Origin of the sequence: Arthrobacter antibioticus, from assembly GCF_030063205.1 — a bacterium.
Taxonomy (GTDB): domain Bacteria; phylum Actinomycetota; class Actinomycetes; order Actinomycetales; family Micrococcaceae; genus Specibacter.
Map to the genome: position 1 here is coordinate 81,813 of NZ_JASISQ010000001.1, position 22,562 is coordinate 104,374.

The following is a 22,562-nucleotide window of genomic DNA, read 5'->3' on the forward strand; positions in this document are numbered from 1 at the left end:
CAACAGGTCCAGACTTCGGGGCATCTTGTTCGAATCGTGTCCTCTTTAGAGGCTTCCCAGACATTGGAGGCTCCCCAGACGGTGCTGGCGGGCCATTCGACAGCCGGACAACCCTGGGACCAGAATTAGGGCATGTCGAAAATAGTTTCCGAAAACGATAACTTCAAGAAACCCGCACCGACTCAGGCCTGCGAGCAGGGTCAAGCCGGTGGGCCGCTCCAGCAGCCATGGGTAAAGAAGTACCAGCCGGGTGTTCCAGCAGAGATCGAGCTACCCACGGAGTCGTTGGTCGCCATGTTCGAACGCTCGGTGAAAGAAGCAGGTGAGAAACCTGCCATGGAGTTCTTTGGTCGCCAAACAAGCTATCGCGATCTGGGCGAACAGGTTTCTCGGGCGGCTGAGGGGCTGCGCCGACGCGGCGTGAGGGCCGGGGACCGTGTTGCCTTGATCCTGCCCAACTGTCCGCAACATGTCGTAGCGTTCTACGCGGTCCTGCGGCTGGGTGCGGTTGTGGTTGAACACAATCCGTTGTATACATCCCGGGAGTTGGCGCACCAATTCCAGGATCATCAGGCACGGGTAGTGATCGCTTGGGACAAAGCCGTTGGCGCTATCCGCGAATTCCCTGCCGACGTAGCCATTGAGCACATAATTGCAGTAGATATTCTCAGTGCATTCCCCATGCTCAAAGGGTTTGCGCTCAGACTTCCGGTTAAAAAAATGCGCGAGAGTCGTGCTGCTCTCAGCGCTCCAGCCCTGGGTTCCACACCGTGGAGGGAACTCTTGTCTACCGGAAGCATCGACCCAACCCACCCAAGGCCGGATGTGCAAGACCTTGCTGTCATTGGTTACACCTCCGGCACCACCGGAGCCCCCAAGGGCGCAATGCTCAGTCACTTCAATTTGTACTCCAACGCCCTCCAAGGGGAGGCCTGGATGCATGGGGCACAAGTCGGCAAGGAAATTCTGTACGCCGTGCTACCCATGTTCCATGCTTTCGGCATGACCCTTTACCTCACCTTCGGCATCCGTAAGCAGGGCTTGCTGGTGTTGTTCCCGAAGTTCGACGTCGATCTGGTCCTGACCGCGATGAAGAAGTCACCGGCCACTGTCTACTGTGCCGTACCTCCAATTTATGAACGTACGGCCCTTGCCGCCAAAGAAAAGGGTGTCTCGCTGCGCTCTTGTAAGTTTTGTATCTCAGGGGCCATGAACCTGCCAGAGAGCATCGTTGAACTGTGGGAATCTGTGGCCGGCGGACTGTTGGTAGAGGGCTACGGAATGACTGAATCCTCGCCTGTGGCCCTCGGCAATCCCTTTGACCCGAGCCGGAAAAACGGCACCATAGGTGTGCCCTTCCCCTCAACACAGATGAAAGTTGTTGACATGGAAAATTCCGTCACAGTTGTGGCACCGGGGGAGCGCGGTGAACTGCTGCTCAAAGGCCCGCAGGTGTTCAGCGGCTACTGGAACAACCCGGAAGAAACCGCAAAGACGCTCACCGAAGACGGCTGGCTACACACGGGGGATATTGTCACAGTCAGTGCCGACGGGTTCACCACGATCGTGGACAGGGTGAAGGAGCTTGTCATCACGGGTGGTTTCAATGTCTCCCCGTCAGAGGTGGAGAGCGTCCTGCGTCAGCACGAAGACGTTGTTGAGGCAGCCGTTTTTGGCACAGTTTCTGACCGGGGCGGCGAGATGGTTGTTGCTGCCGTTCAGCTGGAACCAGGGGCCCTGCTGAATGAGACCCAGCTCCGCGACCACTGCAAACAACTTTTGGCGCGATACAAAGTCCCCGTCCGCATTATTGCGATCCCGGACATGCCACGGTCGATGCTTGGCAAGATTCTCCGCAAACAAGTCAAGGAGCTCTCTTTGCCCTACTTTGCGCCCTATTTTGAGCCCAAGAATCCTTCTTGAATTGAGCACGAAGGGAAACAAGGCGGGCTGATTATGTGAAGATGGGAGGTATGCGCCCCATGCAACACTCAAGTAAATTAGCCAATGTACGCTACGAACTTCGTGGACCCATCTTGCATGCGGCCCAAAAAATGGAGGCCGCAGGCCACCGGATTTTGCGCATGAATTTAGGCGACACAGCCCCGTTTGGTTTGGAAACGCCGGAGTCCATTGTGGCAGATATGATTCACCACTTACGTGACGCGCAGGGATACAGCGATTCAAAGGGGATCTTCTCAGCCAGAACCGCGATTTCGCAGTATTACCAGACCAAAGGGCTGATGACGATCGGCGTGGACGATATTTTCGTCGGGAACGGTGTCAGCGAACTGATCTCCATGACGCTTCAGGCTTTTCTGGAAAACGGGGATGAAGTCCTCATCCCGGCACCCGACTATCCACTTTGGACAGCATCGGTAACCCTCACTGGCGGTGCTCCCGTCCATTACCTGTGCGATGAAGACAATCATTGGTGGCCGAACATGGCCGATGTGGAAGCAAAAATTACGCCGCAAACACGGGCCATTGTCATCATTAACCCAAACAACCCCACCGGGGCCGTCTACCCTCGGGCCATCTTGGATGAGTTTATTGATTTGGCGCGAAAACATGATCTGGTTATTTTTTCGGATGAAATCTACGAGAAAATAATCTACGACGGTAGTTCCCACATCCACATGGCAGCCCTTGCCGATGATGTTTGTGTCCTGACCTTTAGCGGTCTCTCAAAGGCCTACCGGATGCCCGGATACCGTGCCGGTTGGGTCGCCTTGACGGGGCCGCGGGCTGCCATGGCCGGCTTCAAGGAAGCCCTTGAGCTGATTGCATCGTTGCGCCTGTGCTCAAATGTGCCGGCCCAACATGCCATCCAAACCTCGCTAGGTGGCTACCAAAGCATCAATGACCTGACGAAACCTGGCGGACGGCTGCGAGAGCAACGAGACAGGGCCGCGGAGCTGCTCAACGCACTGCCGGGTGTTTCCTGCGTCCCAGCTGCCGGAGCAATGTACTTATTTGTGAAACTTGATGCGCAGATGTACCCGATCGAATCAGATGAAAAGTTTGTCATTGATCTACTACAGGACCAAAAGATCCTCGTCTCGCACGGCACAGCATTTCACTGGCCAACTCCAGACCACTTTAGGTTCGTGATTCTGCCTTCTATCGATGACATTGAGGAGGCCATACGCCGCATCTCGTCCTTCTTGGCGCTGTATCGGCGTAAATCCGCACTCATCTCAAAGTAGGCCCTCGCTAATAGTTGGTTGTTAAGAGCTGGACTGTGGCGTGATTTCCGGCACGCCGCCTAGGCTGAACTTTTCTGTGCTAGCGAAGAGAAAGCTCGCTGGCTCGGAAATGCCACCTGGCAGCTCCGTTAATGCCGAGCTGATGAGGTATTTGTTCTGTTGAGGGCTTCGCCGCTGGACGGTTTCAAACGTCTTTGCTGTCCTTAGCACGCTCTCCGCCCCGCGCCGTGTTCAGCCTTCTCGAGGATGAGGCAACAGGAAAGCAAACTTTGAGCAAACAACGTGTGACTTTTCGTCGTAGTATCGTAGCGGTTGGGTTTCGCCGGTACACCGATGCCTTTGGTGCAGAGTGTGCCGTCAGCGCGTAGCCAACCAGACGTTTTCGCAGTCTCGCTTATTGCCCCCTCAAGATTGGATCGCGGGTGGATCTCACCTTCATGGTCGTGCTAGTTATAGCGCTGGCCCTCTTCTTTGACTTCACAAATGGCTTTCACGACACGGCCAATGCCATGGCAACTCCCATTGCTACAGGTGCCATTAAGCCCAAGACTGCCGTGGCTCTCGCCGCGATCTTGAACTTGGTAGGTGCTTTTCTTTCCACCGAGGTGGCAAAAACTATCTCCGGGGGCATCATCAATGAAGGTGGTCCCAACGGGGTATCCATCACTCCGGAGATGATCTTTGCCGGTTTGATGGGGGCCGTGCTGTGGAACCTGTTCACCTGGTTGCTGGGGCTACCGTCAAGCTCCTCTCATGCACTTTTTGGTGGCCTGATCGGTGCTGCCATTGTTGGCACGTGGTCCTTTGGTGCCGTGAACTTTATGGTCGTCGTCTCCAAGGTCTTGCTGCCCGCGTTGTTGGCGCCCACTATTGCCGGGCTGGTGGCCTTTTTATGCACCAAGATGGCGTACAGCATCACCCGCCGCTCAGATCCAGACTCTGGCGACAAGCTCACGCAGAAACGTGGTGGTTTCCGCCGCGGTCAAGTGTTCAGCTCTTCTCTGGTTGCCCTGGCTCACGGCACCAATGATGCCCAGAAGACAATGGGTGTGATCACACTTGTTCTGGTCGCATCAGGACTGCAGAGCGCTGGAACCGGTCCGCACATCTGGGTTATCACAGCATGTGCGCTTGCCATCGCAGGTGGCACCTACGCTGGTGGTTGGCGCATTATCCGCACCCTCGGCTCGGGACTAACCGATGTAAAGCCCGCACAGGGGTTCGCCGCAGAGACAAGCACCGCCGCCGCTATTCTGGCATCCAGCCACTTAGGATTCGCGCTCTCAACCACCCATGTTGCTTCAGGTTCCGTGATTGGTTCGGGTCTTGGCCGCAAGGGCTCAACAGTCCGCTGGCGCGCCATCGGCAAGATTGGTGTCGCATGGCTGCTGACCCTTCCCGCCGCGGCGATCGTGGGTGGCCTCGCCGCACTCCTAATCCGTACGGGGACCGTCGGCATTGTTATTGTGTCCGTTCTGGGGCTCGGCTCCATTTTGTTTATGTTTTATCGTTCTCAGCAGGAAACGGTTGATCACAGCAACGCGATCAGCGATGTTGACGCAGTGGGTGAAGCGATGCACATCCCCAGCAAGAAAGAACGTGACCGTTTGGCTGGCAAGGCTCGTGCAGCTCGGAAAGCTGCTGAGAAGGCGGCCCGACGTGCAGCTGAGACCGATGCTGTAAGGGCCGCCGCTCAGGTGGCATTGGACAGGGCGGACACGGCCGTACTCAAGGCCATGACGAAGGCAGCAGCAAGTGCTGGAGCGCCCAAGAGCAAAACCAAGTCCGCCAACGCAGTGGTACCTAAAGTGAAGGCTAAGTTAGCCGCCGCTGGTGTCCCCAAGGCAAAGGTAGCCAACACCGAGGGACCCAAGGGTGATGAGCCTGGAGATGGACTGGGCACAACCGAAGACGCCGGCACAGGTACTGGCACTAGGGAGCAGAAATGATTGATTGGTTCGGATTTGTCATTGTCGGACTGACAACACTGCTTGGCGCCGGATTCGTGGTGGCCATGTACTCGTTGGGTGTGCGCTTCACGGCTGTCAGCGGGGACGATCATGGGCGCGTCAACCACGCAGCCAAGTGGGGTGCCTACGTGTGTTTCGGGTTTTGTTTACTTGCGGTCACCGCCGGAATTATCCTCATCGTGCCCGCATTCAGCGCGGGGGCAGAAAAGATTCTGGGCAACCTCTTCTAGAAATTTGTTAAGCAACGACGCCGGGCACTCACCGTTACGCAGCTGCGGAAGGTGAGTGCCCGGCGTCGGACTTTAACGAAGTAGCTAGGGGCTACTTTCCTTTGCTATCCAAGATCATGTTGGTGATGCGGCACGTAGAGAGACGGCGACCTTGTGCATCTCTCATCACCACTTCATGCGTGGTGAGTGTCCGTCCGAGGTGGATGGGGGTCGCCGATCCTGTGACAAGCCCGGTTTCGATCCCGCGATGATGTGTGGCATTGATCTCAATCCCGACGACGCGGCCGCCCACTCCGGCATGAAAAGCAGCAGCGAAGGATCCCAGCGTCTCGGCCAGCACCACATGTGCACCTCCGTGCAGCAGCCCTGTCACCTGAGTGTTTCCCTCCACCGGCATGGTGGCAACCATGGACTCGACGCTCATCTGCGTGAACACAATGCCCATCTTGGCGACCAGCGTTCCCACGCCATGCCCACCCAACATCGGATGGTATTTCTCGGGGACCCCTGCTGCGAGGAGTTCGGCGGACAGTGGATGCGGTGTGGATTTATCGCTCATGATGACTAGGCTGGCACTTGTGAGTGATTCTGCCAAAACGGCCCCCCTGTCCAAAGCCTCTGCCACGTCCAAATCCGGACTAGATGCAGGCCAAACGCCGCGCTTGTTGGTTCTCGATGGCCATTCCATGGCTTTCCGGGCTTTCTACGCCATGCCGGTGGATAAGTTTGTGACGCAATCTGGCCAATACACCAACGCCGTCCATGGGTTTACCGCCATGTTGCTGACAATGATCCGTCAGCAAAAGCCAACGCACGTGGTGGTGGCCTTTGACCTTGACACTCCAACGTTCAGATCCCTTGAATACACCGAATACAAGGGTGGGCGCAACAAGACCCCCGAGGAGTTCCACGGCCAGATCGACCTGATCATCAAGGTCATGGAAGCGATGAAGATTCCCACCATCTCGGTGGACGGGTTTGAAGCGGATGACATCATCGCCACCCTCTCCACCCAGGGTGAAGCCGCCGGGTGGGACGTTGTGGTTGTTTCGGGGGACCGCGACGCGTTCCAGCTCATCACCGAAAAAGTTTCGGTTCTCTACCCCAAAAAAGGCATCTCAGATATCCCGCCGATGGATGCTGCGGCCGTCGAAGCCAAATATTTCGTGTCCCCTGAGCGCTATTCTGACCTTGCCGCTCTGGTGGGTGAAACCGCCGACAACTTACCTGGCGTACCCGGCGTCGGACCCAAAACAGCAGCCAAGTGGATCAACCTGTATGGCGGACTTGAAGGCATTTTTGAGAACCTGGATGCCATTGGCGGCAAGGTGGGTGAGTCCCTGCGCGCCCACGTTGATGACGTCAAGCGCAACCGCCGGCTGAACCATCTCCTGCGTGATATGGACTTGCCCGTGGCGATCGAAGATACGCTCCTGCAGTCACCGGATCGGGAAGCAGTAGAGGAATTGTTTGACTCGCTGGAATTTAACCAGCTGCGTAAGCGTCTGTTCGATACGTTTGGTGAGGAGGAGACGGTCGACGCCGGCGAGGCTCACCAAATCCCTGCTCATGAAGTGCTGGCTGAGGCCAGTGCCCTGGAATCTTGGCTTGCTGCAACACCGGCCAAAGAAAACGTTGCCGTGGAAGTTCTCAGTCACAAGGCAGGATTGGCTCAGGAAGCCACAGCAGTTGCCCTTGTGCGAGCTGATTCAGCTGTTGTGGTTGATCTTAGCGGGGCCGATGATGAGCTTGAGTGTGTTCTCGCCGCATGGCTTGTCTCCGATGCCCCCAAGGTGGCGCACGAATACAAGGATGCACTGAAGGCGCTGTCCCTGCGTGGCCTGTGGCTAACTGGTGTGGTTGATGACACGGCGCTGTCCGGGTATCTGATCCAGCCTGATCGGCGCAGCTACGAACTGGCTGAATTGAGCCAGGTCCACTTGAAAACCGGGTTTAACACCGGCAACAGCACCGAGTCAGGTCAACTTGATCTGGGTCTTGAAGAGGACACCAAATTTGTCGACGCGGTCCAACGCGGATACGTGGCCCTGCTGCTGAGCGCGCACTTTGCGCCGATTCTCCAAGAACGCGGCGCTGCCAAACTGCTGCGGGACATGGAGTTGCCGCTGGCCGCCGTGTTGGCTCAGATGGAGCTGACAGGAATCGATGTCTCACAAGAACGGCTTGCTACGCTGCTGGCAGACTTCACAGCCGCCATGAACTCAGCACAGCAAGGTGCCTTTGCCGCGATTGGTCACGAGGTTAACCTCGGCTCGCCCAAGCAGCTTCAAGAAGTGCTGTTTGAAGAGCTCGGTTTGCCCAAAACCAAGAAGATCAAAACAGGGTTTACCACCGACGCCGCCTCGCTGAAGACGCTCTTGGAAAAAACTGGGCATGAATTTTTAGCCCAACTCATGGCACACCGTGAAGCGTCGAAACTAAAGCAGATGGTTGAGACCCTGAAAAAATCTGTAGCCGAGGACGGGCGCATTCACACGACCTACGCGCAAAACGTGGCTGCCACCGGGCGCTTGTCATCAAATAACCCGAACCTGCAGAACATCCCGATCCGCACTGAGGAAGGTCGGCGGGTCCGGGATATCTTTGTTGTCAGCGAGGGCTACGAATGCCTGCTTGCCGCCGATTACTCACAAATTGAAATGCGTATCATGGCGCACCTCTCAGGTGATGCCGGACTGATTCAGGCCTACGCCGAAGGTGAGGATCTGCACAGGTACGTTGGCTCGCACGTGTTTGAAGTGGCACCCGAGGAAGTAACCTCCGCCATGCGCTCCAAAGTCAAGGCCATGTCCTACGGTTTGGCCTATGGTCTAACCAGCTTCGGACTTTCCAAACAGCTTGAAATTTCGGTAGACGAGGCTCGCACGCTAATCAAGGACTACTTTGACAGGTTCGGTGGTGTACGCGATTATTTGCGCGGTGTTGTTGAACAAGCACGCGTCGATGGGTACACCTCAACCATTGAGGGCCGGCGCCGCTACCTGCCTGATCTCTCAAGCACCGACAGGCAGCTGCGTGAGCTAGCTGAACGGATTGCGTTGAACTCGCCCATCCAGGGCTCGGCTGCGGACATCATCAAGCACGCCATGCTGGGTGTCAGCAAAGAACTCACATCGCAGGGACTCAAATCACGGATGCTGTTGCAGGTTCATGATGAATTGATTCTTGAGGTTTGGCCAGGAGAGCTTGAATCGGTGAAAGCACTCGTCATCAAGCAGATGGGCGCAGCCGCGGAACTAACTGTCCCCTTGGAAGTCCAAGTGGGCCTTGGCGCCAGTTGGAATGACGCCGGACACTAAATTTTGCGCGCCACAAGTTGATACTTGGAACGTTTATGAAAGGTAAGTCAATGCCGCAGAGTTTTGAGCCGCAGAATTATAAGCCGCAGAATTATGAGCCGGCCAACACCCGCCAGAGCCGATCGTTTCCCTACGAGCTGCGCTCATTCCCCATCCGGTTCGAGGATGAGGAGGTCTCAAATGAGATCTCTTCGTGGATTCAGGCGGTAGCCATGGGCTTCTACGGAAACGCGCCTACCTCAGAATTAGAAAAGAAATATGTAGCATGCGAACAGGTTGATGAACGCATGGCAATCGGCGCCTACCTCTGTAACTCCTCCGCTCCTGCCGGGGCCTGGGGTGTGGAATACCCTGTTGCTACTTATGCATATCACCGCAAAACGTTGAACGTTGGTGCCGGTACGTTACTTCCTGTCCACCAGATAACTGCCGTGACAGTGCGGCCCAGCCATCGTCGTCGTGGGTTACTGCGGGCCATGATGGGCTCCGACCTGGCCCAAGCCAAAGCAGCAGGGATACCGATTGCGGCGTTGACGGCGTCAGAAGCCACCATTTATGGACGTTTCGGTTTCGGTGTGGCAACGCATGAATGCGAAGTGGAGGTATCTGTTAAGGGTGGCATAGCGTTCCACAATCCTGCTGCGGCGGCACAAGGCTACGTGGAAGTCGCTGAGGCCTGCGTAGTCAGGGATCTACACAACGAAATCTTTGCCCAAGTGCACAGCGGCACTTATGGCTCAATCGGCCGGCATGACATGTACCGGCTGATGGTTTCCGGTCAAGGCAGCTACGAATCGATGGAGTCAACGAAGAACATTCGGGCGGCCCTGCACTACAACGCAGCAGGCACTGTTGATGGATACGTCACTTACAAACCTCTGGAGGACCGCTCCCCGTCCATGGTTGAGGTGGTTGACCTGCTAGCCACCAACCAGGACGCGTACCTGGGCTTATGGCATTTCTTAGGCTCACTTGACCTAATCGATGTCATTAGATGGCGTGAGGCCCCGCTCATTGATCCGCTGGAGTGGGCCATGGAGTCAAAACGTGACTACAAGCGAACCAAGACCGAGGACCACTTATGGCTGCGAATTCTGGACGTGCCAGCAGCCCTGGCCGCGCGTGATTACCAGCGTGACGGGAGCATCACCATTCATGTTGGTGACCCGCTGGGGCACGCCTCGGGCATATTTCGTATCGACGTGGTTCACGGCAGGGCAACAGTGAAGCGTCTGAACGAGGACTATTCAATGGCAGAAGTACATTCAATGGCAGAGAGCACAGAGCCACCCCACGCCCCTGGCACTCGTGCGCAGCAGGCCGCTCACGCAAATGTTTCAGAGCCGGCACTGGATATGGGTGTGGCAGAATTATCTAGCCTCTATCTGGGGGCAGTCTCAGCTCAGACTCTCAGTGCTGCAGGTCGGATACATGAACGTATTCCAGGGGCTGCAACTACCTTCGACGCTTTGTTCGCACCGGCAGCCTCCCCGCATTGCCTGACAAGCTTCTAGTTCTTTCCTCGGGTCCTTCTGCTGGGTAGGGGAAGCCTGCTGGGACTGGTAAGACTGTTGGGTCGGGGGAGATGACCGGCCAATTTGCTGCACTTTTGCGCTCCCACCCACAAGCAACTAGACTAAATGGGCATGTCGTGCAATATGTGGGTTACTTGGTCAGCAATGCTGGCTTGGCCACCTACGCACCTTGCATGAACTATGTGCATGAACTATCCGCAGGAACCCCTGCAACCATAATAATTCCGGACCCATTTTCGGTGAGAACGCGATACCTCGCGGCCTTGCTGCCGGGTTCGGCGAAACCAACTATCCACATCGGAGCCCCTACTACATGACCATCACGACCCCCGAGAAGACTAGTACCACTCCCGTTGTTGCCATCAACGACATTGGTACTGCTGAAGAATTCCTCGCCGCAGTAGACGCAACCATCAAGTACTTCAACGACGGAGACCTCGTCGAAGGAGTAGTTGTCAAGGTTGATCGCGACGAAGTTCTGCTCGACATCGGTTACAAGACCGAAGGTGTCATCCCCTCCCGTGAGCTGTCCATCAAGCATGACGTTGATCCCGGAGACGTTGTCTCCGTTGGCGATCAGGTCGAAGCTTTGGTCCTCACGAAGGAAGATAAAGAAGGCCGCCTGATTCTCTCCAAGAAGCGCGCACAGTACGAGCGCGCCTGGGGCGACATCGAGAAGGTCAAGGAAGAAGATGGTGTCGTTACCGGTACCGTCATCGAAGTGGTCAAGGGTGGACTTATCCTCGACATCGGTTTGCGCGGCTTCCTGCCCGCATCACTGGTCGAGATGCGCCGTGTGCGCGACCTCGCGCCCTACATCGGTCAGCAGATCGAAGCCAAAATCATCGAGCTGGACAAGAACCGCAACAACGTGGTTCTGTCTCGCCGTGCCTGGCTTGAGCAGACCCAGTCCGAGGTACGTTCCACGTTCCTTAACAAGCTGGAAAAGGGCCAGGTTCGTCCCGGCGTTGTCTCCTCCATCGTCAACTTCGGTGCATTCGTGGACCTTGGCGGCGTAGACGGCCTCGTGCACGTTTCCGAGCTGTCCTGGAAGCACATCGACCACCCGTCCGAGGTTGTCGAAGTTGGCCAGGAAGTCACCGTCGAGGTTCTCGAAGTGGATCTGGACCGCGAGCGTGTATCGCTCTCGCTCAAGGCTACGCAGGAAGATCCGTGGCAGACCTTCGCCCGCACCCACGCCCTCGGGCAGGTTGTACCGGGTAAGGTCACCAAGCTGGTTCCGTTCGGCGCGTTCGTTCGCGTTGAAGACGGCATCGAAGGCCTCGTCCACATCTCCGAGTTGGCAGTACGCCACGTGGAGTTGGCCGAGCAGGTTGTCTCCGTTGGTGATGAACTGTTCGTCAAGGTCATCGACATCGATCTGGAACGTCGCCGCATCTCGCTGTCCCTCAAGCAGGCCAATGAGGGTGTTGACGTCGACTCCACCGAGTTCGATCCAGCGCTCTACGGCATGGTTGCTGAGTACGACGAAGAAGGCAACTACAAGTACCCGGCTGGCTTCGATTCCGAAACCAACGAGTGGCTTGAAGGCTACGAAGACCAGCGCGCAGTATGGGAGCAGCAGTACGCTGACGCTCAGACTCGCTGGGAAGCACACAAGAAGCAGGTCGCCGAGCACGCCGCAGAAGATGCAGCTGCTGACGGCGCCGGTGAAGGTGGCGAGTCCGCAGGGACCAGCTACTCCTCCGAGCCTGTTGTTACCGAATCAGGTGCCGGCACCTTGGCATCCGATGAGGCACTTGCTGCGCTGCGCGAAAAGCTGACCGGAAACTAATTTCGGTACAGTAATTTGCTCAAACTAGTTGCGCTAGAGCTTTAGCTAACGCAGTGGCGTTGTGCGGGTCCTCCACCTTCGGGTGGGGGACCCACACTTGTTAACAGCTGATAAAACCACAGTGTTGGGAACCAAGAATATTGTGGGTGTAACTCGGCTGACCTAGCGGTGAGGGCTAACTGAGGTATCCACCCACTGCGTACCAGCAGCGGCTAAATTATAGCGACCGGCAGTTAACGATGCCAAACGCGCGGTGGCAGAAGCTATCACTGCGGCATCGTCGGGCATCGCCAGGCCCACATGAGTGGCAACGGCATGGTACTCATTACCAGTCATCGTATAACCCGCACTGCGCAACTCGTTCTCCAACCGACCAGCCTCCGCATGCGGCAGGGCAATTTGGAACAGGCTCAGCCGTTCGCGCCGTACAAGCGGGGCTTTGCTAACTGCCGAGCTGACAGATTCTGAGTAGGCCCTCACTAAGCCCCCTGCGCCCAACAGGATCCCGCCAAAATAACGTACGACGACGGCGCACACATCGCTTAGATCAGCGGCGGCTCCCGCCGGGGTGCCGCCGGGACGCGTCTGGCGCTTAAGCAATGCCTCCAACATTGGCATGCCCGCTGTCCCAGAGGGCTCACCATCGTCATTTGATCGTTGCACCCCACGCTCTGCGCCAATCACAAACGCTGAACAGTGATGCCTCGCATCATGAAATTCACGCCGCAGCTCAGCTACGAGGTCACGCGCTGCGGACTCATCCTCCACCCGGCGCAGGACAGTGATGAAACGGGAACGTTTGATGCTGAGCTCGTGGCGGAAATCGGGACCGGCCGCCAAGGTGGTGTAAGTGTTGCGGCCGGGCGTGGCACGCTGAGATTCGGGTGTCTGGCTCACCATTTCAGTCTAGTCTGGACTCATGCTCTCCTTAGGTCTCACCGGCGGCATCGCCGCCGGCAAATCACTGCTCAGCGCCCGGTTCCGTGAGCTGGGCGCCCACGTCATAGATGCTGATAAATTGGCCCGCGAAGTAGTGGCGCCCGGGACTCCAGGCCTTGACGCCGTGGTGAATCAGTTTGGGCCTTCGCTGCGCCTTGCCGACGGTTCACTTGATCGCGCACAACTTGGTTCTCTTGTGTTTTCCGACAAAGCAGCCCGGGAATCGCTTAACTCCATCATTCATCCTCTTGTGCGAGCAGAAGCGGAGTCGCTCAAGCGTGCGGCGGGAGCCGGCACCATTGTGGTTCAGGACATTCCACTGCTCGTGGAGACAGGGCAGGGTGCCAACTTTCACCTCGTGGTGGTGGCGCAGGCGGCCACGGATGTTCGGGTGGCACGGATGGTGCGTGAGCGCGGCATGTCCCCCGAAGACGCACTGGCCAGAATCGCGGCTCAAGCCACTGACGATCAGCGGGCTGCCGCAGCAGATGTGGTGATAGTCAATGAAGGCGCACCAGAGCAGGCCTTAGCTGAACTGGATGCACTGTGGCATCTTCGCCTGCTTCCCTTCGCCGCCAACCTGGCTAGCGGAGTCAGCGCACCTGGTCCCGGCTCGGCAATGATTGTACCGAGCGATCCGAACTGGGCGTACCAGGGGGCAAGGATCATGGCACGGCTGGCCAAGGCTACGGGGGAGAATGCCGTGGGTATAGACCATATTGGTTCCACGGCCGTGCCCGGACTGGCCGCCAAAGATGTTCTAGACCTACAAATTAGGGTCCGCAGTCTCGATGTTGCTGACGCCTTGGCCCAACCACTAGCGGAGGCGGGCTATCCGTCTCGGAACGGTGAATGGTGGGATACGGGCCATGACTTTGCTGGGGGGAGTAAAGGCCAGCGGTGGGAGAAGCGGTTCCACAACTCGGCCGACCCTGGCCGCCCGGTAAACCTGCATATTCGGGTTGACGGCTCACCGGCTGCGGTCTTTGCTGTGACATTTCGTGACTGGCTCCGCGCTTCACCCGAGGCCACGAGCCAGTATGAGTCCCTCAAGCGCGCTCTTGCCAGAAAGCACTCCGAAGATACTTCAAGTGCCGCCTACGCTACGGCAAAGGAGCCCTACTTTGCTGAAGTGGTGCCTGACATGGCTGCGTGGTTGGTCAGGCATAAAACGTTCGGGTAAAAGACACTCAAGCGAGTAGTTGCCCATTAAACAGTGTTGGCCCGCACCACCTGGTACGGGCCAACACGGTTTAACAGCGAACTACATTTTGTGTTGAGAAAATTAGTACGAACTGTTGGTTGGGCAAGGAATGGTTTCCCCGTTGATCGTGACAGACTGCGCGCCATCCTGGCAGGCCTGTGTGATTTCGTTAGCCAAACCAGCGAAGTAGGTTACGGCTACGATGATGCCGATAATTGTCAAGACCATGATCAAGGCATTGACAATGATGGAGACGAAAGCCAACGTGTTCTTGTGACCAGCTTTTTTGGACTTCACCTTGGCCACAATTGCCAAGATCAAACCAACAAGGCTGAAGCCAACAAAGGGAAGAATAATGGAGATGATGGCCATTGTCTTGCCCGGGTCCTGGGCGGGTGCCTGACCGTACGGTGCAGGCTGACCGTAGGGTGCCTGGCCGTAAGCGGGAGGTGCAACAGGACTCTGCTGTGCAGCTGATGGTTGAATGGGTTTTTCGGGTGTATTCGAAGACATGTGTTCCTCTGTTGGTTCTTTGTGATGATCTATCCGTAACAGTTTGCCATGCCTCGGCCGTGTTTGCGCCATTGTTGCATGGGGAGTGCTACCCACTGATGTAAAAGTTGTGTACCAACTATGGCAACCAGGGGTAGCGTTAAGCTCATGAGCCTTGCGCAAGAGATCAATCGTATAGTTGCACCATTTGAAGTCATCAGTGATTTTAAGCCTGCCGGTGATCAGCCGGCTGCCATTAAAGAACTTACTGAGCGCATTAACAACGGTGAAAAAGACGTGGTGCTCTTGGGTGCCACTGGAACAGGTAAGTCGGCAACAACAGCATGGCTGATCGAACAAGTTCAACGACCCACCCTTGTCATGGTTCAAAACAAAACACTGGCAGCTCAGCTTGCCAACGAATTCCGTGAACTATTGCCCAACAATGCGGTTGAGTACTTCGTGTCTTATTACGACTACTACCAGCCTGAAGCTTATGTGCCCCAGTCTGACACCTTCATTGAAAAAGACTCTTCCGTCAACGAAGAAGTTGAACGGCTCAGACACTCGGCCACCAATGCTCTGCTGACTCGTCGAGACGTGATAGTTGTTGCCACCGTTTCCTGCATCTACGGTCTGGGCACTCCAGAAGAGTACGTGGCGGGGATGGTAACCCTGACACGCGGCGATCAAATGAACCGCGATGATCTACTGCGAAAATTTGTGAGCATGCAGTATGCCCGCAACGACATTGACTTCCACCGTGGAACGTTCCGGGTCCGTGGGGACACAGTTGAGATCATCCCCATGTACGAAGAGCAGGCCATCAGGATTGAGTTCTTCGGTGATGAAATTGAGAACATCCATACGCTGCACCCGCTAACCGGAGAGATCATCCGGGAAGAAAATGAAATGTATGTTTTCCCTGCCTCCCATTACGTAGCGGGACCGGAACGGATGGCGCGCGCCGTCAAACAAATCGAAGACGAATTAGCGATCCGCACCCAAGAGCTGGAAAGCCAAAACAAACTTCTCGAGGCACAGCGGTTGCGCATGCGCACCACCTATGACTTGGAGATGATGGAGCAGATGGGCTTCTGCAACGGCATCGAAAACTACTCCCGGCACATCGACGGGAGGCCCCAAGGCAGCGCCCCACACTGTCTGATCGATTACTTCCCGGATGACTTCTTGCTTGTCATCGACGAATCCCATGTGACAGTTCCACAAATTGGTGCAATGTATGAGGGCGATATGTCCCGCAAACGAACCTTGGTGGACCATGGTTTCCGGCTACCCTCCGCCATGGATAACAGGCCGCTGAAGTGGGATGAATTCTTAGAACGAGTTGGCCAGACGGTCTACCTCTCGGCGACGCCAGGTAAATACGAGCTGGGCATGTCCGATGGCTACGTCCAACAGATCATTCGGCCAACCGGTTTGATCGACCCGCAGATTGTTGTGAAACCATCCCAAGATCAGATCAATGACTTGCTGGGTGAAATCCGTAAACGGACCGCGAAAAATGAGCGTGTCCTTGTCACGACTTTGACGAAGCGGATGTCTGAAGACCTGACCGATTATTTGCTGGGTAACGGTATTAAGGTTCAGTACCTTCACTCGGACGTTGACACGCTGCGACGAGTTGAGCTGCTGCGCGAGCTGCGCATGGGTGTTTTTGACGTCCTGGTCGGCATTAATCTGCTGCGCGAGGGTTTGGACTTACCCGAGGTCTCACTTGTTAGTATCCTTGACGCCGATAAGGAGGGGTTCCTACGCTCCTCAACATCCCTGATCCAAACCATCGGCCGTGCCGCCCGTAACGTCTCCGGTGAGGTGCACATGTACGCGGACAGGATCACGGCGTCAATGGAATTTGCCATTGACGAAACAAACCGGCGTCGTGAGATTCAGGTCAATTACAACTTGGCACACGGGATAGACCCGCAGCCGCTGCGTAAGAAGATCGCCGACATCACCGACCAGCTGGCACGAGAAGACGCCGACACCGCTGCACTGCTTGAAGAGGCCCGGAGCAAGCGAGAAGGCTCTAGCAAGAAAAAGCCTATCCGAAACGACGGTCTAGCTGCACGTCCTGCAGCTGAACTTATTAGCTTGATTGAGGAGCTCACGGCACAAATGCACGGAGCCGCAGCTGATTTGCACTTTGAATTGGCAGCACGTTTGCGCGATGAAGTAGGGGATCTGAAGAAGGAGCTGCGCCAGATGCGCGAGGCAGGTCACGCCTGAGGAGAACACAGACCACAGGTGCTTAGGCGCGCACCATGGCCAGCAGTCGGGCGAAGATACCCTCGCCATCGTCAGCTATGCCGTCGTGGTGAAAGTCAGCGGTTTCCCACACCTGTAGGCCGTTTACGGCTGCCGCGGTGGCCAGGGAGATGTCCCTGTCAACAAAAATATCGTCCGTGTACACGGCTGCGGCAGCCGGAACGGTGTTCCGGCCCAACTGTTCACGATCATAAAGTGGTCCCCAACCCGCCGTCCGTGCGGCCAGCACATCGGCCAGTTCTTTGAGAGGCACCAGGGCTGGGTCCTGTTCGAAGTACCAAGGATAAATGGCCTCGCCTGTGAGCAACGGAACGGCGGCGTAGGGGTGGAAGTCCGGGTTATTTGCTAGCACGCGGTCAGCGGCCCAATTCGTTGCCTCACCCTGAACATAAATTGACTCGTGCATGAGCGCATAAAGCGGATTCCCGCTCCGGCTGACGTACGCTCCCACGCTGGACAAGAACGAGTCGGAGAGCCGAGCGCCGTCGGCCGTGTCAATGAAGGCGTCCTCAAGAAGGAAGTGGAGTGCGTCGAAGCGGGTGTTGCCGCCAAGAAAGTTACCCAGCATCTGTAACCGTTCGGGGGTGAGACGCTCACCCGTGGGAAGCTGCTCCGGCACCTGTTCAACGTGGTGCATGATGCGCGTGAGAGTATCCCTGTCCCGTGGATATTTGGCGAAGTATTCCGCATTCCGGCTGCGCAGGCGTTTAAAAGTGGCCTGGTATACCTGATCTGCCGGACCCGAAAGGGGCCCCAGGCCACCGGTGACGAGTGCCTCCTTGACACCCTCGGGGGCAAAAGAGAGGTAACTGAGGGCGCAGAAACCGCCAAAGCTCTGACCAAAAATACTCCAGGGTTCAGAAGCAAGTGCGTGCCTGATCAATTCGGCATCAGCCACGATGTCAGTGGCACGGAAGTGTGAGAGATAATCTGCTTGCGCGGCCGTGTCACCCACCAGCGGCAGCGTCTGCCGGCTGGCTGGTGTGGACAGGCCGGTTCCACGCTGGTCTAGCATCAGCACGCGGAAACTCTTGATGGCTTCTTTGAGCCATCCTGCCATGCCTGCGGGGCGGTTACCCTTCCCTCCGGGACCTCCCTGAAGGAACAACAACCACGGTAAATCTATGTGTTTGGGATCGCTTAGTTCCCTGGCGAAGACTTCAATTGAGGGGCCGCCTGGATGGGTATGATCCAAGGGAACAGTGAAGTAATGGTCCTGCGCACGCAGACCTCGGACCTCGAACGGGGCCAAAGAACGGTGCACGGCAGACTTTGCCAGCGTCATGAGCGGGCCTCGCTGTTTAGGGGTGCACCGAAACCGTCCAATGCGGCACCGTCCAGCCGGAAAACATGCCAGCCATCCATCGGGGCTGCACCGAGGGAATGGTAGAACTTGATGGATGGTTCATTCCAGTCCAGAACGCTCCATTCCACTCGGGCATAGCCACGCTCCACGGCAATCTGAGCCAATCTGCGCAGCAATGCCTTCCCATATCCACCCCCGCGAGCGTCGGGGCGCACGTACAGATCTTCAAGGTGGATCCCATGGGTGCCTTCCCAAGTGGAATAGTTCAGGAACCAGAGCGCAAAACCCACAATCGGCTCGCCCGCGACGGGGGAGTCAACCACGTGAGCGTAAATCTGCGGGTTGTCACCAAAAAGGTTCGCGTGGAGCATCTCGGTGGTGTTGACCACCGCATCCGGTTCCTTTTCGTAAACAGCCAGATCGTGAATCATGCCAAGTATGGCGGGGACATCAGCGGGCACGGCAGTGCGGGGAAAACTCATGCCTGAAGCCTATCGCGCCGCTTACATTCGGCTGAATTCCTGCAATATTACTACGGCGGCGCCGGCCTCGTTTGAGGCCTCAAGGTCCACTGTGGCGTGCATATGCCAATCGTGATTTCCTTCCGGGTCCACGATCGTCTGACGGACACTCCAGCTGTCGGAGGAAGGGTTGATATGCAGCAGCGCTGGCCCACGTGCCGCAGGACCGCACTCAAGATACTCATGCTCGTCCCAGTAGTTATCCAACGCATCAGCCCAACGATCGGCATCCCAGCCGTGGTCGCCGTCGAGCTTTCCCAAAGCATCAAAGTCATCATCGGCGGCAAGCTCAACCCGGCGGAACATTTCATTGCGCACCATGACCTTAAACGCCCGGGCGTTATCGGTGAGCCTGGGCGGAGCCGGTGGCAGGGAAGTTTGTTCAACCGCATCCGCAGTGTCACCGCTTGTCATTTTCTCCCACTCATCCAAGAGGCTGGAGTCCACCTGGCGGACAAGTTCACCGAGCCACGAGATAATGTCCTCAAGGTCCTCACGCAGCGCGTCCTGCGGCACTGTCTGACGCAGGGCCTTGTACGCGTCGGTGAGGTAACGCAGCACAATGCCCTCAGAGCGGGCCAGGGAATAGTATTGAACGTACTCACCAAAGTTCATGGCCCGTTCATACATATCGCGGATGATCGATTTCGGGCTGAGCTCAAAGTCGCCCATCCACGGGGCAGCTTTGCCGTAGACCTCGAAGGCTTCGAAAAGCATTTCCGCCAGCGGCATGGGATACGTCACCTCGTCGAGAATGGCCATGCGCTCGTCATACTCAATGCCCTCGCTCTTCATGGCCGCAACTTTCTCGGTGCGTTCACGCTTGAGCTGGGCAGAGAGGATTTGGCGTGGTTTCTCCAACGTCGACTCAATCACTGAGATGACGTCGAGGGCGTAACTGGGCGACTCAGCATCAAGTAAGTCAAGAGCTGCAAGTGCAAAAGGGGAGAGTGGTTGATTCAGTGCAAAGTTCATTTGCAGATGAACTGTGAGCCGCACTGTACGACCGTCAGCTTCCAACTCATTCTCAGGGATGCGTTCAACCACGCCAGCACCCAGAAGCTCCCTGTACATGCCGATTGCCTTGCGCATCAACACTCGCTGCTTCGAGGGCGATTCATGGTTTCTTGTCAGCAGTGTCTTGGCCGCCTGAAACGGATCACCCGGGCGCTCCAGCAGGTTCAACAACATCGCGTGAGTGACGGTGAAACTTGATGTTAGGGGCTCAGGTACTGACTCCGCCAGCCGCTTGAATGTTGGCTCCCCCCAACTGACAAACCCGGAAATGGGCTTCTTCTTGACCACCTGGCGGAGTTTCTTTTGGTCGTCACCAAACTTCGCCACGGCCTTGGCCATTGATTTCGCGTTTTCAATCACATGATCGGGGGCCTGCACAATGACAGTGCCTGCCGTGTCATAACCTGCACGCCCTGCACGCCCTGCAATTTGTTGGAATTCACGCACCTGCAAAACCCGAGTTTTAACGCCGTCGTACTTACTCAACGCTGTCAACAACACGGTGCGGATGGGCACGTTGATGCCCACACCGAGTGTGTCAGTGCCACAAATAACCTTTAACAGTCCAGCCTGGGCCAGCTGTTCCACCAGGCGGCGGTACTTCGGGAGCATACCGGCGTGGTGTACACCAATGCCGTGCCGAACAAGACGGTTCAAGGTTTTGCCAAAGCCCGCGGAGAAACGGAACCCCGCAATGAGCTCACCAATTTTGTCCTTTTCCTCACGGGTGCATACATTGATGCTCATCAGGTTCTGGGCACGGTCGATCGCTTCGGCTTGGCTAAAGTGCACCACATAAACAGGGACCTGCTTGGTGGCGAGCAACTCTTCGAGGGATTCGTGCACGCCTGTTTGCACGTAGTAGTAGTGCAGTGGGATGGGCCGCTCGGCCGAGGAAACCGTTGTGGTGACCCGGTTCGTCAATTCCGTCAGTTCACGCTCGAACCGGCTGACATCGCCCAATGTGGCGCTCATAAGCAGGAACTGGGACTGCGGCAGTTCCAACAGTGGAAGCTGCCAAGCCCAACCTCGTTGGGGGTCCGAGTAGTAATGAAATTCATCCATGATAACCACACCGGCATCCGCGTTTTCACCTTCACGGAGGGCAATGTTCGCCAAAATTTCGGCCGTGCAGCAAATAATGGGTGCATCCTGGTTTACGGAAGAATCGCCTGTGATCATGCCAACATTCTCGGGACCGAAGATCTCACACAGCGCAAAAAACTTCTCCGAAACAAGCGCCTTAATAGGAGCCGTATAGTAGCTCGCTGCGCCACGGGCCATGGCATTGAAATGTGCCGCAATGGCCACCAATGATTTGCCCGAACCCGTGGGTGTAGACAAGATCACGTTGTTTCCACTGACAAGTTCCAGCGCGGCTTCTTCTTGGGCCGGATACAGTTCCAGCCCCCGCTCAAGGGTCCACTCCAAAAACGCGTCCAAAACGTCGTCATCGGTGGCAGTCTGCGGATTCAGGGTGGCTAGCTGTTCAAGAAGATTCATGGTCTTCCCAGCTTAGGCGCTCGGGACTGCGGCAGGAGAACGCTGTGGGTGACACTCCAAGCGCCACCCTCACACTGCGCGGGTCTGCCACGCGCTGCATGAGGTTCCGCAACATGGCAATTGCTCTCTGCCGGGCTGGCGGTCAGGCACTCTGGAGTGATCGGTATAGACATGAGAACCCTGTACTTCTCCCGGTTCGAGGCGTAGGCCAGAGGCCCGCTCGAGGCCCCCTGGAGCCGGATAAGCGGGTAGATTTTGAGCAGGAGCATTCCGTCCTCCCCGCAGAGACGTATACGGCGAGGGAATGCGTAGATGGTATTTTCGTATCGCAACATTTCTATGGTGGGAGAGAAACTAATGACAGCACTTCTGGAGTTTCCGCAGGACTGGCAGCGGGCATTGATTATCGTTGCCCATCCCGACGACCCTGAATACGGGATGGCAGCTGCAGTGGCTCAGTGGCTCGCCGCCGGCAAGGAGGTTAGTTATGTGCTTGCCACACGAGGCGAAGCTGGGATCGCTGGACTGGCACCGGAAAAATCTGGACCCCTGCGCACTCGTGAACAAGAGAATGCGTGCGCCGTCATTGGCGTGAGCGATCTGGTCATCCTTGACCATCCCGACGGGAGAATTCTCGAGGGCCTGGCGCTAAGACGCGATTTGGCTCGGCAGATCCGTCGGGTGCGTCCTGACGTGGTGCTGACACTAAACCACCGCGACGAATGGGGCCCTGGTCGCTGGAATACGGCCGACCACCGGGCTGTTGGGCGGGCCGTTCTGGACGCAGTTGCTGATGCTGACAATGAATGGATCTTCCCCGAGTTATTAGAGGAGGGGTTAGCCCGTCATAAAACTCGTTGGGTGGCACTTAGCTCCCCGCAGCCCACACACGCCCAAACAGTCTCGGCCGAGAGCATCGAGATGGCTGTCGCTTCCCTGGCAGAACACAAGGAATATTTAGTTGCTCTAAGCGCGGATCCCGTGGTGGATCAAGCCCGGAAACAGGTGGAGAGGGTTACGGAGGGCGGCACGGTGGACTTTGAGCTGTACGGCTAGGGGCTCCTGGGAGATTCCCGCTTCCACGCCTCGATTCCGGCGACAGTAACGCCCCCCCAGTTGTGAGAGGAAAGAATACCGACAGGGAGGGCGTACCTACAGGGCGGCTGAGCGTGGCCGCAGACAATGGTAGCCGCAGACAATGTAGGCGCAGACAATGTCAGGGGCTAGGAGTA

15 protein-coding genes and 1 pseudogene are annotated in these 22,562 nt (G+C 56.7%); 10 read left to right on the forward strand and 6 right to left on the reverse strand.

Going from position 1 to position 22,562, the window contains the following annotated elements:
- The first annotated feature begins 132 nt into the window (after positions 1-132).
- From QMG40_RS00380 to QMG40_RS00395, 4 genes and pseudogenes are all read left to right on the forward strand, one after another.
- A complete protein-coding gene (locus QMG40_RS00380; protein WP_283526751.1) occupies positions 133-1,923 on the forward strand; it encodes a long-chain-fatty-acid--CoA ligase in 1,791 nt (596 codons plus the stop codon).
- 50 nt (positions 1,924-1,973) lie between these two features.
- Complete coding sequence (locus QMG40_RS00385) at positions 1,974-3,209, forward strand: pyridoxal phosphate-dependent aminotransferase (protein ID WP_283526753.1); 1,236 nt, start codon at positions 1,974-1,976, stop codon at positions 3,207-3,209.
- Positions 3,210-3,631: 422 nt separating this feature from the next.
- Positions 3,632-4,807, forward strand: a pseudogene (locus tag QMG40_RS00390) (inorganic phosphate transporter); the annotation flags it as partial.
- Positions 4,808-5,154: 347 nt separating this feature from the next.
- On the forward strand, positions 5,155-5,409 hold the full coding sequence (locus QMG40_RS00395; RefSeq protein WP_283526757.1) for a hypothetical protein: 255 nt from the start codon (positions 5,155-5,157) through the stop codon (positions 5,407-5,409).
- Between the two features lie 91 nt (positions 5,410-5,500).
- On the opposite strand, the gene QMG40_RS00400 is transcribed toward QMG40_RS00395, so the two are convergent.
- Entirely contained in the window at positions 5,501-5,968 is a 468-nt protein-coding gene (locus QMG40_RS00400) for a hotdog fold thioesterase (protein WP_283526759.1), read from the reverse strand.
- A gap of 1 nt (position 5,969) precedes the next feature.
- Between QMG40_RS00400 and polA the strand changes: the two genes are divergently transcribed.
- The 3 genes from polA to rpsA all read left to right on the forward strand — a co-directional run bounded on the left by polA (position 5,970) and on the right by rpsA (position 12,059).
- Positions 5,970-8,729, forward strand: a complete 2,760-nt coding sequence (gene polA / locus QMG40_RS00405) for a DNA polymerase I (protein ID WP_459252949.1) — start codon at positions 5,970-5,972, stop codon at positions 8,727-8,729.
- Between the two features lie 50 nt (positions 8,730-8,779).
- On the forward strand, positions 8,780-10,243 hold the full coding sequence (locus tag QMG40_RS00410; RefSeq protein WP_283526761.1) for a GNAT family N-acetyltransferase: 1,464 nt from the start codon (positions 8,780-8,782) through the stop codon (positions 10,241-10,243).
- A 334-nt stretch (positions 10,244-10,577) separates the two neighbouring features.
- Positions 10,578-12,059 carry a 30S ribosomal protein S1 gene (gene rpsA, locus QMG40_RS00415; RefSeq protein ID WP_283526763.1) on the forward strand — a complete coding sequence of 494 codons (1,482 nt, stop codon included), beginning with the start codon at positions 10,578-10,580 and terminating at the stop codon, positions 12,057-12,059.
- A gap of 162 nt (positions 12,060-12,221) precedes the next feature.
- Here the strand turns inward: rpsA and QMG40_RS00420 are convergent, their stop codons facing one another.
- Positions 12,222-12,956, reverse strand: coding sequence for an IMPACT family protein (locus tag QMG40_RS00420; RefSeq protein WP_459252934.1), 735 nt, complete (start codon positions 12,954-12,956; stop codon positions 12,222-12,224).
- Positions 12,957-12,978: 22 nt separating this feature from the next.
- Here QMG40_RS00420 and coaE point away from each other — a divergent pair, with 22 nt between their 5' ends.
- On the forward strand, positions 12,979-14,181 hold the full coding sequence (gene coaE / locus QMG40_RS00425) for a dephospho-CoA kinase (RefSeq protein WP_283526768.1): 1,203 nt from the start codon (positions 12,979-12,981) through the stop codon (positions 14,179-14,181).
- Positions 14,182-14,283: 102 nt separating this feature from the next.
- Here the strand turns inward: coaE and QMG40_RS00430 are convergent, their stop codons facing one another.
- The gene (locus QMG40_RS00430) at positions 14,284-14,715 is read right to left on the reverse strand and encodes a DUF4190 domain-containing protein (RefSeq protein WP_283526770.1); all 432 of its coding nucleotides are present in this window, start codon (positions 14,713-14,715) and stop codon (positions 14,284-14,286) included.
- 147 nt (positions 14,716-14,862) lie between these two features.
- Between QMG40_RS00430 and uvrB the strand changes: the two genes are divergently transcribed.
- Positions 14,863-16,944, forward strand: a complete 2,082-nt coding sequence (gene uvrB, locus QMG40_RS00435) for an excinuclease ABC subunit UvrB (protein ID WP_283526772.1) — start codon at positions 14,863-14,865, stop codon at positions 16,942-16,944.
- 22 nt (positions 16,945-16,966) lie between these two features.
- Here the strand turns inward: uvrB and QMG40_RS00440 are convergent, their stop codons facing one another.
- The 3 genes from QMG40_RS00440 to QMG40_RS00450 are packed head-to-tail and all read right to left on the reverse strand — an operon-like array spanning position 16,967 to position 21,330.
- Complete coding sequence (locus QMG40_RS00440) at positions 16,967-18,268, reverse strand: alpha/beta fold hydrolase (RefSeq protein WP_283526774.1); 1,302 nt, start codon at positions 18,266-18,268, stop codon at positions 16,967-16,969.
- The gene (locus QMG40_RS00445; RefSeq protein ID WP_283526776.1) at positions 18,265-18,771 is read right to left on the reverse strand and encodes a GNAT family N-acetyltransferase; all 507 of its coding nucleotides are present in this window, start codon (positions 18,769-18,771) and stop codon (positions 18,265-18,267) included. The genes QMG40_RS00440 and QMG40_RS00445 overlap by 4 nt, the downstream gene beginning before the upstream one ends.
- 21 nt (positions 18,772-18,792) lie before the next feature.
- The gene (locus QMG40_RS00450) at positions 18,793-21,330 is read right to left on the reverse strand and encodes a DEAD/DEAH box helicase (RefSeq protein WP_283526778.1); all 2,538 of its coding nucleotides are present in this window, start codon (positions 21,328-21,330) and stop codon (positions 18,793-18,795) included.
- A gap of 357 nt (positions 21,331-21,687) precedes the next feature.
- Here QMG40_RS00450 and QMG40_RS00455 point away from each other — a divergent pair, with 357 nt between their 5' ends.
- Positions 21,688-22,386 carry a PIG-L deacetylase family protein gene (locus tag QMG40_RS00455; protein WP_283526780.1) on the forward strand — a complete coding sequence of 233 codons (699 nt, stop codon included), beginning with the start codon at positions 21,688-21,690 and terminating at the stop codon, positions 22,384-22,386.
- Positions 22,387-22,562 lie beyond the last annotated feature (176 nt).

What these genes read in the sequence shown, in the direction of transcription:
- QMG40_RS00395 (WP_283526757.1), top strand. Translation starts at nt 5,155, where the DNA reads ATGATTGATTGGTTCGGATTTGTCATTGTCGGACTGACAACACTGCTT.
- polA (WP_459252949.1), top strand. Translation starts at nt 5,970, where the DNA reads ATGACTAGGCTGGCACTTGTGAGTGATTCTGCCAAAACGGCCCCCCTG.
- uvrB (WP_283526772.1), top strand. Translation starts at nt 14,863, where the DNA reads ATGAGCCTTGCGCAAGAGATCAATCGTATAGTTGCACCATTTGAAGTC.
- coaE (WP_283526768.1), top strand. Translation starts at nt 12,979, where the DNA reads ATGCTCTCCTTAGGTCTCACCGGCGGCATCGCCGCCGGCAAATCACTG.
- QMG40_RS00410 (WP_283526761.1), top strand. Translation starts at nt 8,780, where the DNA reads ATGCCGCAGAGTTTTGAGCCGCAGAATTATAAGCCGCAGAATTATGAG.
- QMG40_RS00455 (WP_283526780.1), top strand. Translation starts at nt 21,688, where the DNA reads ATGACAGCACTTCTGGAGTTTCCGCAGGACTGGCAGCGGGCATTGATT.
- QMG40_RS00385 (WP_283526753.1), top strand. Translation starts at nt 1,974, where the DNA reads ATGCGCCCCATGCAACACTCAAGTAAATTAGCCAATGTACGCTACGAA.
- QMG40_RS00380 (WP_283526751.1), top strand. Translation starts at nt 133, where the DNA reads ATGTCGAAAATAGTTTCCGAAAACGATAACTTCAAGAAACCCGCACCG.
- rpsA (WP_283526763.1), top strand. Translation starts at nt 10,578, where the DNA reads ATGACCATCACGACCCCCGAGAAGACTAGTACCACTCCCGTTGTTGCC.
- QMG40_RS00440 (WP_283526774.1), bottom strand. Translation starts at nt 18,268, where the DNA reads ATGACGCTGGCAAAGTCTGCCGTGCACCGTTCTTTGGCCCCGTTCGAG.
- QMG40_RS00430 (WP_283526770.1), bottom strand. Translation starts at nt 14,715, where the DNA reads ATGTCTTCGAATACACCCGAAAAACCCATTCAACCATCAGCTGCACAG.
- QMG40_RS00400 (WP_283526759.1), bottom strand. Translation starts at nt 5,968, where the DNA reads ATGAGCGATAAATCCACACCGCATCCACTGTCCGCCGAACTCCTCGCA.
- QMG40_RS00445 (WP_283526776.1), bottom strand. Translation starts at nt 18,771, where the DNA reads ATGAGTTTTCCCCGCACTGCCGTGCCCGCTGATGTCCCCGCCATACTT.
- QMG40_RS00450 (WP_283526778.1), bottom strand. Translation starts at nt 21,330, where the DNA reads ATGAATCTTCTTGAACAGCTAGCCACCCTGAATCCGCAGACTGCCACC.